This is a genomic window from Rhizobium sp. BK661, from assembly GCF_024808825.1.
Lineage (GTDB): Bacteria > Pseudomonadota > Alphaproteobacteria > Rhizobiales > Rhizobiaceae > Rhizobium.
Genome location: NZ_JANTYT010000041.1, coordinates 1 through 12,664 on the forward strand (window position 1 = coordinate 1; position 12,664 = coordinate 12,664).

8 protein-coding genes are annotated in these 12,664 nt (G+C 57.3%); all 8 read left to right on the forward strand.

The features are described 5' to 3' along the window. The first annotated feature begins 93 nt into the window (after positions 1-93). The 8 genes from FHX16_RS30900 (at position 94) to FHX16_RS30935 (ending at position 12,153) form a co-directional block, all read left to right on the forward strand. Positions 94-4,671, forward strand: a complete 4,578-nt coding sequence (locus tag FHX16_RS30900) for an ATP-binding protein (protein ID WP_259132154.1) — start codon at positions 94-96, stop codon at positions 4,669-4,671. A gap of 234 nt (positions 4,672-4,905) precedes the next feature. Next, entirely contained in the window at positions 4,906-5,556 is a 651-nt protein-coding gene (locus FHX16_RS30905) for an HD domain-containing protein (protein ID WP_259132147.1), read from the forward strand. A 213-nt stretch (positions 5,557-5,769) separates the two neighbouring features. Then, complete coding sequence (locus tag FHX16_RS30910; protein WP_183859081.1) at positions 5,770-7,401, forward strand: NAD-dependent malic enzyme; 1,632 nt, start codon at positions 5,770-5,772, stop codon at positions 7,399-7,401. An 11-nt stretch (positions 7,402-7,412) separates the two neighbouring features. Beyond that, a complete protein-coding gene (locus FHX16_RS30915; protein ID WP_183859083.1) occupies positions 7,413-8,588 on the forward strand; it encodes an NAD(P)/FAD-dependent oxidoreductase in 1,176 nt (391 codons plus the stop codon). Continuing rightward, positions 8,578-10,308 carry a ubiquinone-dependent pyruvate dehydrogenase gene (poxB, locus tag FHX16_RS30920; RefSeq protein WP_183859085.1) on the forward strand — a complete coding sequence of 577 codons (1,731 nt, stop codon included), beginning with the start codon at positions 8,578-8,580 and terminating at the stop codon, positions 10,306-10,308. The genes FHX16_RS30915 and poxB overlap by 11 nt, the downstream gene beginning before the upstream one ends. Next, positions 10,253-10,516 carry a cytochrome d ubiquinol oxidase subunit II gene (locus tag FHX16_RS30925; RefSeq protein WP_259132150.1) on the forward strand — a complete coding sequence of 88 codons (264 nt, stop codon included), beginning with the start codon at positions 10,253-10,255 and terminating at the stop codon, positions 10,514-10,516. Before poxB ends, FHX16_RS30925 begins: the two co-directional genes overlap by 56 nt. Further along, on the forward strand, positions 10,516-11,463 hold the full coding sequence (locus FHX16_RS30930) for an AEC family transporter (protein ID WP_183859089.1): 948 nt from the start codon (positions 10,516-10,518) through the stop codon (positions 11,461-11,463). Before FHX16_RS30925 ends, FHX16_RS30930 begins: the two co-directional genes overlap by 1 nt. Before the next feature lie 435 nt (positions 11,464-11,898). Beyond that, positions 11,899-12,153 carry a hypothetical protein gene (locus FHX16_RS30935; protein ID WP_183859091.1) on the forward strand — a complete coding sequence of 85 codons (255 nt, stop codon included), beginning with the start codon at positions 11,899-11,901 and terminating at the stop codon, positions 12,151-12,153. The last annotated feature ends 511 nt before the right edge of the window (positions 12,154-12,664 follow it).

Consider the following 12,664-nt stretch of genomic DNA (forward strand, 5'->3'; position numbering starts at 1 on the left):
CTCCGCACCGCAACCCGCCGCTACCGCCCCAAATACAGCAACCCAAAACCGCCGGAGCGAACTTAAAACTGGATAAAACTTGGGGGCAAGGTCATATTCAACGAGCTACAACGGACATTGGTGCAATCCCAAGGCATGTTCGCGTCTGGCAAATTCGACCAGCAAAAACGCGACGCGCCATATGCGACTATCGCCCAAGCATTTCAAGGACCAATTCGCGGCTTGCTAAGCAAGGATGAAGCGGAGTTGGATCTCTGGCGACAGTCTTTGCTGGAAGCCTTGGGAACACAGGCGCGAGCCTTGGTCGATCTTATGCCCGAACTGGCTCTAGTCATTGGGAAGCAAAAAGCCGCTCCCAACCTTCCGGTACAGCAGGCCCAGCAAGCCTTTCAGATCGCCTTTCGCCGCTTCGTCGGAGTGTTCGCCACGGTAGGGCATCCCCTCGTATTGTTTCTTGATGACCTACATTGGGCCGACACCGCATCCTTGGATCTCCTCCAAGATCTAATGACACATGCCGAAATGCAGTACCTTTTGCTCGTCGCCGCCTACAGAGAAAGCGAACTTAGAGCCGGCCATCCACTTCTCTCAAGACTTCAATCAATCCGAGACGGTGGGTTCGAAAGCGAGTTGATCGTGCTGGGCGCGCTCGGTCGAAATGACCTTGAACAGTTTCTCGCCCAAGCGCTTCATTGCGACGAGTCGAGGGCAGCTCCATTAGCCCAGATTCTACACGAGAAAACTGGTGGTAACCCCTTTTTTATAAAGCAGTTCTTGTCTGGGCTCAGCGAAGAGGGTCTCGTTGCCTTCGATGCCCGCGAGCGTATGTGGTCGTGGGATACTGATACCATCCGGCGTAAGCAATATACCGCGAACGTAGCCGAACTGATGGTCAACAAGATCGGCCAGTTGCCTGCAGAGACACGTGCTGCAATGCAGCAACTTGCCTGCCTGGGTACCAGTGCGACGACTGCCACACTGTCCATGGTACTCGCAACGTCTGAGCGTGAAGTCGACGCTGTATTGTGGGAGGCAACCCGACGCGAATTTCTTGAGCACACCGAACGCTCGTACCGATTTATGCACGACCGAGTATTGGAGGCAGCCTACTCGCTCATTCAGCCGGAACATCGCGCCGAGACGCATCTGCACATTGGGCGTCTCCTGGTCTCGCAAACACGGGCTGAGCAACGAGAGGAGATTATCTTCGACATTGTCACTCACCTCAACCGCGGAAAAGAATTGATCGTTTCGGATGAAGAGCGAGCCCAACTTGCTGAATTGAATCTGGCGGCTGGCAGACGTGCGAGGGCGTCGACGGCTTACCATCAGGCACTAAAATATTTCGCGGTTGGCGCATCGCTACTCACGGCCAAGATGTGGGAGGACCGTCATCTGACCGCGTTCGCCCTGGAATTGCACCAGGCTGAATGCGAGTTTCTCGTCGGAAAGATTGAATCTGCTGATGATCGGCTAGCTAGGCTTTCATTGAGATCAGCGAACACTCTCGATCGGGCGAGCGTGGCATGCCTGCGCATCGACTTGTACTCCACCCTCGACCAATGCGACAAAGCCGTCGGCATATGCATTGAGTATCTGCAGTCTTTGGGGCTCCATTGGACTCCCCATCCAAGAAGGTCCCAAGTCAAGCGCGAGTACGACAGAATTTGGAAAAACCTTGGAGATCGGACGATCGAGGAACTTATCGATGTGCCGTTGATGACCGACGAGGTCGCCCTCGCTACGTTGGATGTTCTAACGCGAGTATTACCGTCGGCTCTCTTCGTTGATGCCAACTTTCTCTCGCTGGCTATCTGTCATTCGGTCAACATTAGCCTTGAGCGGGGACATGGCGACGGATCATGTGTCGCTTACGTCTTTTTTAGCAAAATAGCGGGACCACAGTTCAATGACTACAATGCGGGGTATCGGTTCGCGAGCCTCGGCTATCAACTGGTGGACAAGCGCGGTCTTGAGAGGTTTCGCGCTCCCGCTTACCTCTGGTTCGCGCAATTTTCACTGATGTGGATGGAGCACGTCCGTGCAAGTCGGATCGTGGTTATGAAGGCATTTGAGACCGCGACGAAAGGCGGCGACCCAACTCTCGCGGTATATTGTTGCGACAACCTCAATACCAATTTGCTCGCCGCCGGAGATCCCCTCGAAGAGGCGGAGCGCCAAGCCGACGTCGGCCTTGAGCTTGCTGAGCGCGCTCGTTACGGCCACATCGTGGACATCATGAAGGCGCAGCTCGGCGTTATCCGAAGTTTGCGCGGACTTACATACAGATTTGGCTCCTTCGACGACGAACAAATCGCTGAGAGCGACTTGGAAGAGCGCTATGCAATCGACCCTTCCACCAAGCAACCCGAGTGTTGGTATTGGATTCGGAAGCTGCAAGCACGCTTTTTTGCTGGGGATTTCTCCGTGGCCTTGAACGCCGCTGCGAAAGCGAAAAAACTACTCTGGACTTCTGCCGCAATGTTCGAACTGGCAGAGTACCATTTCTACGCAGCCTTATCTGTAGCTGGAAATCAGCGTAGGATTGGAGCCGCAGCTACCAAGGCCGGCATCGATGTTCTGGGTGCTCATCACAGACAGCTAATGGCGTGGGCAGGGAATTGCCCAGAAAATTTTGAGAACCGCGCCGCTTTGGTCGGCGCCGAACTTGCAAGACTCGAAGGGCGCGATTTCGAGGCCCAGCGACTTTACGAACTCGCGATCCAATCTGCTCGCGCAAACGGGTTTCTCCATAACGAAGCGATAGCCTATGAAACTGCCGCACAGTTTTACGGCGCCCACGGCTTTCAGGAGTTCTGCGATACCTACCTTACGAAGGCGCGAGACTGTTACCTACGCTGGGGCGCGCTAGGCAAAGTGAAACAGCTTGAGTCGCTCCATCCCCAGTTATTGAACGCTAAGCAACATCGTTCGGGCCGCGAGGAGCCGGGAGCTGCTGGCAACTCAGACCTTGAAGGCGTCGATGTCGATGTCGACGCTGTTCTCAAGGCATCGCAGGCACTGTCGAGCGAAATTTTACTGCCTCATTTGGTTGAACGTTTAATGACGATCGCCATGCAGACAGCAGGTGCCGACCGCGGGCTCCTGATCCTACCCGATCCGAGTGGGTACAGCATCGAAGCTGAGGCTGTGCTGGAAGGAGACTCGATTGTTCTGCGTCATAAAGATTTCACAGCTCCACCAGTTCCTCGATCCATCATCCGATACGTCATGCGAACCCAAGAAACGCTGATCGTTGACGACGCCGCCGAGCACCACCTTTTTTCCGATGATCCCTACATGACCGGGCAGAGCCCACGGTCAATCCTGTGCGTCCCACTTATTCGTCAAGGCTATCTGAGTGGTCTTCTCTATCTTGAAAATAGTTTGGCATCGCACGTTTTCACGAGCGATCGAGCGCGGCTCTTGGAGCTCATGGGGACGCAAGCTGCTATCTCACTGGAGAACACTCGTCTTTACGGAGACCTTCAAGAACGCGAATCTCGTATTCGGCGCCTCTTCAACGCCAATATCATTGGGATATTCACCTGGAACCTCGACGGGAGGATCATTGATGCTAATGATGCATTCCTTCAGATTGTTGGCTACGAAAGTGAGGATCTGGAGGAAGGTGACCTACGCTGGAAGAGCCTGATGCCGGGCGAGTGGGATCCAGAAAACGATCGTGTGATGGAGGAGATGCGCGCGACCGGCGTCGCTACCCCGTTTGAGGGAGAATACGTCAAGAAAGATGGTTCACGGGTTCCCGTTCTGATTGGTGCCGCGTTTTTTGACGGACGACCAATGGAAGGTGTTGCGTTCGTTATCGACCTTACGGATCGCCGGCGGGCCGAGGGATTAGCCCGTGACAGCGAGCGGCGCTACCACGAGAGCCAATTGGCTCTCGCACACGCGAACCGTGTCTCCGCCATGGGACACTTGGCAGCGTCCATAGCCCATGAGCTGAACCAGCCTCTCTCGGGTGTAGTCGTTAGCGCCGAAACAGCGATTATGCTTTTGAACGACGAGCCTGACTTGCCCGAAGCCCGAAAGGCCCTTGCTCGCGTCGTGCGCGACGGCACCCGCGCCGGTCAAGTTTTCGGCCGGATCCGTACGCTCATCAAAAAGGCGCCTCCGCAGAAATCGTCACTCGAAATAAACGATGTTATCGATGAGGTCATCAGCCTGACCCGAAGTCAGGCGCAGAAGAGTGGCATTCTACTGGAGGCAAAACTCACCAAGGGCTTGCCGCCTGTCCAAGGCGACCGGGTTCAGTTGCAGCAGGTAGTACTGAATCTGATCATGAACGCACTGGATGCTATCAACGACTTTGCCGGTGGGCGGGGCGTCATCTTAGTCAGTTCGGCCAAATCCCAGTCGGGTGGAGTCCACGTATCAGTCCAGGATTCTGGGCCGGGAATTGCGAAGGAAAATTTAGAGCGGGTTTTTGGGGCGTTCTACACCACGAAGCCCGAAGGATTGGGAATGGGCCTTTCGATTTGCCGGTCGATCATCGAGTCGCATGGCGGCAAGCTGTGGGCCGAGCCAGCTTTGCCGACAGGGGCCGTCTTCAATCTTCATTTTCCTACCCCAGAGGAAAAACGCATCACAGATTCACCAAACGTCGACGGTACCGCGACGGCACCCACCGATAGAACCGTCGGCGACTGAAATTTAGCTTCCTGTCCTCCGACACGATCATTACTGATCTTCTTCGTCTGTTCCGGCGTCGAGAATACCGCTGAGAGCTCCTGCTTCCATTGCACTTAGGTATCAGCCAGACGGCGCCGCTAAAGCGCTCGCCGTCAATCGTACTCTCGTCCAATACGCTCCCGCCGAATTGCAGATAATTTTCAGGTGAAATTTGCAGCCGGCTGGCCCGGCGTTCACGGTTGGAGAGCACGGATGTCCACAGATCCCAGAACGATTGCAGGAGTGGGAATTCCAGACAGCACGATGGCCCAGGCAGCGACAGAACTCGTTCGTGACGCTGAAACGGAGCTCCTTTATCACCACTCCAGACGAGTTTTCCTCTTTGGCGCGCTGACTGGCGAACGACGGGGCGTCACGTATGACGCCGAGCTACTCTACATCGGGGCAATGTTTCATGACATGGGCCTTATGGATGCACATGCGAGCCCCAACGAACGCTTCGAGGTGGATGGAGCGAATGCCGCCCGAAACTTTCTCCAATCATATGGACTGCCCGAGCGGGATGTCGACGACGTATGGGATTCGATTGCCCTACATACGACGCCGGGGATCCCGAAGCACAAGCGATCCACTGTGTCCTTGGTTGCTGCAGGCGTCGAAATGGACGTCCTCGGCATCGGCTTCGAGGAGTTCACGTCCAAACAGCGGAACGAGGTATGTGCGTGCCATCCGCGGGGCCTGAAATTCAAGCAAGGCATCCTTTCCTCATTCTGCATGGGCACCATCCGAAAACCTGAGACGACTTTCGGAAACATCAAGGCGGACGTACTTTCGAAAATGGACCCGACCTACAAGCGGACGGATTTCACGGAAGCGGTTCTGGCCTCGAAATGGACGACGTAAGGATCGATACCATCGTACGTGTTGCCGGGGACAGTCCCCAAGCCTAGTCTTCCGTCAGAGTTAAGGAAGCCTCGAGCGAGTGGTCGTGCACGTAGGGCAAGACCGAAAGCAAGACGCCCTGCAGGCAGACTGTGTCTCGAGCCCGTATCGAGACACCCGTCCGGCCTCGGTTGGCCTACAATCCGAACAATCAAACAACCAAGGAGCTTGACCATGGCTGTAGAAGCTATGTCCAACGGCTATGCCCTTTTGCGTGACCCCCACACGAACAAAGGGACTGCCTTCGACAGCAATGAGCGCCACAGGTATGGCATTGAGGGGCTTCTTCCGCCGACGCCTACATCGATCGAAAGCCAGGTTGCGCGAATTAATGCGCAGCTCGACGCATTAAAAGACGACCTCCAGAAGTACCTGTTGCTTTCGGACCTCCAGGCGAGAAACGAGACCCTATACTACGCAGTCCTGATGTCCGACCCGGCAGGGTTTATGCCGCTGGTCTACACTCCCACGGTCGGCGAGGCCTGTCAGAAGTTCGACCACATCTTTCATTCAGCCCGCGGGCTCTACATTCCAATATCCGCCAAGGGACATATCAGAGAACTCATCTCGAACTGGCCACAGAGAGACGTCCGTTTCATCGTGGTCACTGACGGAGAACGAATTCTTGGCCTGGGCGATCTCGGCGTTGGCGGGATGGGAATCCCAATAGGAAAGCTTTCTCTTTATACGGCATGCGCGGGCGTCCCGCCGGAGGTGTGCCTTCCGATCACTCTCGATGTCGGGACCAATAATCCCGCTCTACTCGACGACCCGCTCTATCTCGGGCTTCGGCATGACCGCATTCGCGGCGATGACTATCACGCGTTCATTGACGAGTTCGTCGCGGCGGTCACGGACCTCTTTCCGAAATGCTGCATCCAGTGGGAAGACTTTGCCAACTTCAACGCTATCCCGATCCTGTCGAGGTACAAGACGAAGATCTGCACCTATAACGACGACATCCAGGGCACCGCCTCGATCGCTCTCGCAGGCATCTATGCCGCGCTGAAGATCACGGGGGGAACGCTCACGGATCAGCGGTTCCTATTCCTTGGAGCCGGATCTGCTGCAACCGGCATCGCGGATTTGATCGCTCAGGGCATGGCGATGCAGGGTCTTCCCTTTGCGGAAGCTCGTAGTCGTAGTTCGCTGTTCGACGTCGATGGTCTCCTCGTGGCGTCCCGCGCAGTGAAGGACTTCCAGAAGCCGTTCGTCGTCGATCACGAACCCGTCGCGGACTTCGTCGATGCGATCAAGCTACTGAAACCCACCGCGATCATCGGGGTCAGCACCGCCCCGAAGCTTTTCACCAAAACCGTCATCGAGACGATGACGGCGATAAACGATCGCCCGATCATCTTCCCCTATTCCAATCCCACCTCGCGGTCCGAATGCACCGCCGAGGAGGCGTACACGTGGTCGCAAGGAAAAGCGGTGTTCGCGAGCGGGAGCCCTTTCCCGCCCTTGACCGTAAACGGGCACCGTTTAGTTCCTGGCCAGGGAAACAACGTGTACATTTTTCCGGCCATGGGGATGGCCGTTTACGCGACCGAAGCCAAACTTGTGACCGACGAGATGTTTATCGTTGCAGCCAAGGCCGTCGCAGAACAGGTGGACGAGGATAGCCTGAACGCCGGTTTGATCTATCCGCCACAGAGCAAGATCCTCGAGGCTTCGTTGCACGTCGCCCGCAAAATTGCCGAGCATATCTTCGACAAAGGTCTGGCGAATGTCGAACGCCCAGCCGACGTCGCCCAACTCATCAGCAGCAAGACGTACAGGCCTGTCTACCGGCATTTGAATTGAGAGGGCTGGTCGTGGCAAACCGTCCTCCCGCTGCACCCCGGCCCCGCGTCGTCGTCGTCGGCGCGGGCTTTGGAGGCCTTGCTGTCGCACGGGGTCTCAGGTCTGCGCCGGTTGATATCACGTTGCTGGATAGGAGAAACTTACATCTCTTCCAGCCATTGCCCTACCAGGTCGCCACGGCATCGCTGTCGCCGGGCCAGATATCCTGGCCGGTGAGAAGCATCTTTTCGGCTCAAAGGAACACACGCGTCCTGATGATGGAGGTCAGCGGCGTTGATACTCGCTCGCGTACCGTTACGGATGGCAGCTCCATCGTCCCATACGACTATCTTGTACTCGCCACGGGCGCCAGGCATGCGTACTTTGGCAACGAAGGATGGGAACCCTTCGCCCCCGGATTGAAGACAATTGAAGACGCAAGGGCTTTGCGCGAAAATTTGTTACGCGCCTATGAAATTGCGGACAAGACGCCCGATGCAGAGGAGAGGCGTCGACGCTTGACGACAGTGATCGTCGGTGGCGGTGCAACTGGCGTCGAAATGGCGGGTGCCGCCGCGGAGCTGACACACAGGACCTTGAAGGGCGAGTTCCGGACCATCGACACGCAATCGATGCGGATTGTGGTGGTCGAGGCCGGGCCAAGACTTCTTCGCGCGTTTCCGGTGGAACTTTCTGAAAAATGCTTGTCGTGGCTCGCTGTGTCGCCAACCCTTAACCTAGGTGATCACCCCGAGATATTCGTGATCGGTGATACGTGCGTCGCGACTTCGGATGGGAAGCAGGTTCCGGGGATCGCTCCCGCTGCCAAGCAAATGGGCAGTTATGTCGCAAAGGTGATCGAGGCACATGCGGCGCAGGAGCCCTTGCCCCCACCCTTTAAGTATCGTCATCAAGGAGACCTGGCTGTTATCGGACGCGGGGCCGCGGTGGTACGCGTCGGAAAGATCTCGCTATCCGGTTTCACGGGCTGGGTCTTCTGGTCACTCGTGCACGTGATGTTTCTCATCGGATTTCGCAGCAGGACCTCAGTCGCGCTCGACTGGATCTGGGCGTTCGTGACGCGTCAGCGGAGCGCCAGACTCATATCAGACGGCGACCCTTCATCTTTTGCCACTCCGGTACCCTCGGATGTCCAACGCTCGCGCAAGCGGGATAGCGCCACTCAAGGAGGCGGTCATGCCGCATAAAGCAGCAGATATCATCACCGAAGTCCTGCACGCCGCCGGCGTGCGCCGCATCTACGGCGTCGTCGGAGACAGCCTCAACGGTTTGACAGAATCTATGCGAAGTCGAGGCGACATCGAATGGGTGCATGTCAGGCACGAAGAAACCGCGGCGTTCGCCGCGGGCGCCGAGGCGCACCTTACCGGTGAGCTCGCGGTCTGCGCGGGAAGCTGCGGACCAGGAAATCTCCACCTGATAAACGGTCTCTTCGACGCACATCGCTCTCGAGTACCCGTCCTGGCCATCGCCGCACAGATCCCATCCACGGAGATCGGCCGCGGCTATTTCCAGGAGACGCATCCAGACAACCTCTTCAAGGAATGCAGTCACTATTGCGAACTGGTTTCAAACCCGCAGCAGCTCCCGGGGGTTCTGGAGACCGCTGTCAGGGCGGCGATCGGCAAGAAGGGCGTGGCGGTGGTGGTCATACCGGGCGACATTGCGCTGGCGAACTACGACGCCCCGATCTCGCAGCCCGAGGGGCTCAAGATTCATGTACCCACGGTACTCCCACGAGATCCTGAACTAGATCGCCTCGCAGCCCTCCTGAACAAGAGTGAGCGGACGACAATCCTTTGTGGTCGAGGATGCCGGGGCGCCCACGGCGAAGTTATCGCTCTCGCCGAACGCCTGAAGGCGCCCATAGTGCATGCCCTTGGTGGGAAGGAATACATCGAACACAACAACCCTTACAACGTTGGCATGACAGGGTTCATCGGGTTCTCTTCGGGCTACACGGCGATGCTCGCATGCGACACGTTGCTGATGCTCGGCACGGACTTTCCCTATCGGCAGTTTTATCCCACCGACTCCAAGATCGCTCAGATCGACATCAGACCGGAAAGCCTTGGGCGCCGCGCGCCTCTCGACATTGGCCTCGTTGGCGACGTCAAGGCCAGCGTCGGAGCGTTGCTGCCTAGGATTGACGAAAAGTCGGACACCTCGCATCTGTCCGACAGTCTGAAAAATTATGCAAAAGCTCGCGAAGGCCTCGATGACCTCGCATCCGGCAAGCCGGGCCGCAAGCCGATCCATCCTCAGTACCTCGCCAAGCTCGTAAGCGATCTCGCTGCCGACGACGCGGTCTTCACGTTCGACGTCGGGACCCCCACCGTATGGGCCGCAAGGTACCTTGCCATGAATGGCCGACGACGGATGATCGGTTCGCTCGTGCACGGTTCGATGGCAAATGCGCTTCCGCAGGCGATCGGTGCTCAAGCCGCCTACCCCGACCGACAGGTAATAAGCCTTTCCGGGGATGGAGGTTTCGCAATGATGATGGGCGACGTCCTGACGCTCGTGCAACAGAAGCTTCCGGTAAAGATCGTTGTCTTCAACAATTCGGTTCTGGGATTCGTTGCTCTCGAAATGAAGGCCGCGGGCTTTCTTGAAACCGGCGTCGATCTCTCAAACCCGAATTTTGCTGCGGTAGCCGCGGCGGCAGGGATCCACGGTGTTCGCGTCGAGGATCCAGGCGAGTTGGAAAGCGCGCTGCGCGAGGTACTCGCGCATGACGGCCCCGCCCTGCTCGACGTGGTCACGAATACCGAGGAGCTTTCAATGCCCCCGAAGATCGAGGCCGCGCAGGTGAAAGGCTTCGGCGTATGGGCTTTGAAGGCGGTAATGAATGGCCGAGGCGATCAACTCGTCGATCTCACCGTATCGAACTTCCTGCGGCGCTGAGGAGGCGGATGGGACGCTCGCCGTGTCGTTCTACCCTTATGTCATCCCTCCTGCGGTGACTCTGGAAGAGGCGGTCGCGCCCCAATCGACATTAGCCTCCATGTTCTGGGGAGCGGGCATCTTCGTTCTGCAGATCACGATCGTCTACACCCTGCTCGTCTACTTCGTTTTCAAAGGCAAGGTGAGCCCAGAACAGGAGCATTACTGATGCAGAGCATTCTTGCGACCACGACTCATTCACTCGCGCCCATCGCCTTCTGCATAACCTTGGGATGGATGGCTGGGAAGCTCGGGATGATGCCGATCGAGTACGGACGCGCGCTAGCGAGATTCGTCGTGCTGTTCGCACTTCCGATCGCACTTTTTCTCGCGGCGGCGAAGGCCAATCCGGCAGACATCTTCAACGCCAGGATCCTACTCTCTCTCCTGATCGGGTTTGGCCTGACGTTCCTCATTGGCTGGGCTGCCGGACACTTGCTTTTCAAGCATGGAGAGGCGGACAGCGCTCTGCAGGCCTTGGCCTGCTCCTTCCCGAACATCGCCTACTGCGGCCCACCGGTTCTGGTCGCATCCGTCGGGTCGTCGGCGCTTCTGATGGTCGTCTCCGGAAATCTGATCGTGACTCTGATCGTCGTCCCGATCACGCTTGTCGTCCTTGCACGGAGCGCTACCGATGAAGAGCATCGGATCGGGATCGGCAGGGCGCTGTGGAATGCGGCAAAGCAGCCCCTGGTCTTTCTGCCTATTGCAGGCGCCGGTTTCGCGGCGTCCGGATTCAAGTTGCCTGAACTTGCCGTGACCGCAGCAAGCGAGATCGGCGTAGCGGCTGGGGGCGCAGCGCTTTTCGCCCTTGGTCTGACTTTGTCGGGGATCAGCTTGCAGCTCAACAAGGAGGTGACGTTCAATGTGTTCGTGAAGAACATCTTGCAACCCATTGTGATCTTTGGCACCGCCTATCTCGTGGGGTTGCGAGGGGCGCTTTTGGCCCAGACTTTTCTACTGGGCGTACTGCCCACAGCAACAGAGGTTTCCGCCATAGCGGTCTCAAGGAATATTTATCGGGATCGGGCCGCGGGCAGTACCTTGGCCAGTGTGCTGGCAAGCATATTCACCATCGCGGCGGGCGTCTCGGTCGCCGTGCTGCTTGACGAGTAGCTCCACGAGCATCCAAGCGGGCAGTTTCCAAGCTTGGGTGGGTCTCGAGTGGACATCGCGCGTGGAGGTTATGCCGAATTTCTGTCGGGGCGAATTTGTACCGAAGACGCGACCGCACCGCAGATGTGAGGGGCTGTATCTCAAATCGATGCTGGCTTCGCCCTCCCCCAATTTGCCCCATCACACACTGTCGGCCTCACGTTGCAGATGCGACGTCGGCCCCGTATCGAATGAGACACCGGACCCCTCGGCGAGTGTGGCGCTCGGCGAGCAGCTTGACATCAGGAGATGCGCCGGCAGAAGTAACTTCCTCGTCGTGCCTTCCTTCGGATCTCAGCTCAGTGATTGCATGTCCATCAACATACGCAAACGCGCACAGTCACTCTCTCCGCCCTGAAAAAGGCGGATAAGTCTGCGAGCCGCGTGAAGTGTTCGTTGATCGTCCAGCGCGAAGCCGTGGGTCTCGCAGAAGTCTCGCAGGACGACGCGCAACATAGCGACTTCCGCGCCGTCCAAGTGCTTTTTGGCAGCTTGGTTATCGAATGTTCTGAACATATTGCCCTTGCCTTGAAACAACTCTTTGTCACAAAATCCACGCCGCGCAGTTTCGGCTCCATCAGCGGACATCTGCTCCGGGCCTGGTACCCAGACCCGAGTCAGGGTAGCTGGATGCCGTACGACGGCCAGTGATGCGGCCATCGCAGTCATAGCGGCAGCGATAGCGAAAAGCGGAAGGCCGCAGCCCTGGCGTGGTCTCTCATCCCGATTTATCATCGCCTGCTCCTAGGGGCTGTTCAGGCGAAGTATGTGCAACGGGTCGCTGGAGCGCACTTGTGCGAAGGTATCTGGGACACCAAAGTATTGCCGACACCATCGTCCAGTAGCCCTTCTTTTTTAAGGAGTCGGGGTGTGAATCGAGCGTCGGACGTAGGATGTATTATTCTTGGTGATGACGTGGCGCGCCCGCGACTTGTTTTCAAACCAATACTTTCGGACAATTGAAGCTCGGCCTGTGTGTTATGCTACACTGGCCTGTACGGTGTGATCCGGCTGCCGGGTCGAAGGCCTTTGGCACAGGCCGCTGAGGCATGGCAGATTTCCAACGGTGATCGTGCCCACTGCAGTGGTGTAACTGGACGGCTCTGGTCCCATGCTCTCCGGCGTGAGCCGGACTGATCAACGTGCCACTGCCGGCAAGCTG

Excerpts from the sequence above, each read along its gene's own strand:
- FHX16_RS30905 (WP_259132147.1), top strand. The coding sequence starts at position 4,906 with ATGTCCACAGATCCCAGAACGATTGCAGGAGTGGGAATTCCAGACAGC.
- FHX16_RS30910 (WP_183859081.1), top strand. The coding sequence starts at position 5,770 with ATGGCTGTAGAAGCTATGTCCAACGGCTATGCCCTTTTGCGTGACCCC.
- poxB (WP_183859085.1), top strand. The coding sequence starts at position 8,578 with ATGCCGCATAAAGCAGCAGATATCATCACCGAAGTCCTGCACGCCGCC.
- FHX16_RS30925 (WP_259132150.1), top strand. The coding sequence starts at position 10,253 with ATGGCCGAGGCGATCAACTCGTCGATCTCACCGTATCGAACTTCCTGC.
- FHX16_RS30930 (WP_183859089.1), top strand. The coding sequence starts at position 10,516 with ATGCAGAGCATTCTTGCGACCACGACTCATTCACTCGCGCCCATCGCC.